This window comes from Shewanella sp. S1-58-MNA-CIBAN-0166, from assembly GCF_040310085.1.
Taxonomy (GTDB): Bacteria; Pseudomonadota; Gammaproteobacteria; order Enterobacterales; family Shewanellaceae; genus Shewanella.
In genome coordinates this window covers 1-265 of the sequence record NZ_JBEOPN010000150.1, presented here as the reverse complement: position 1 = coordinate 265, position 265 = coordinate 1, and the positions used below count along the sequence as shown (strand labels likewise).

General features: G+C 41.1%; 1 protein-coding gene. It reads right to left on the bottom strand.

Going from position 1 to position 265, the window contains the following annotated elements; translation table 11 throughout:
- Nucleotides 1-203: protease modulator HflK N-terminal domain-containing protein (locus AAEY99_RS21485; RefSeq protein WP_351011986.1), on the bottom strand; the 203-nt coding region annotated here is incomplete at its 3' end.
- Nucleotides 204-265 lie beyond the last annotated feature (62 nt).

Genomic DNA, 265 nt, shown 5'->3' with positions numbered 1-265 from the left:
ATTATAAGTATAAATGAAATACCGGCTCCACCAAGTCCACCGCCGCTACCATTGCCCGGTTTTTTGCCGCCAAATAAGCCACTAAACTTGTTACTGAATTTACGCAGCACCTCGTCTAAATCAGGTGGGCCTTGATCTCGTCCGCCTTTGTTATTCCACGGATCTTTATCATTGCCATTATTACCCGGTTCATTCCAGGCCATAGCTATACTCCATTGTTATCTAAATAAATAAGGAAATTGAGTTAAATCTAACAAATCTACTG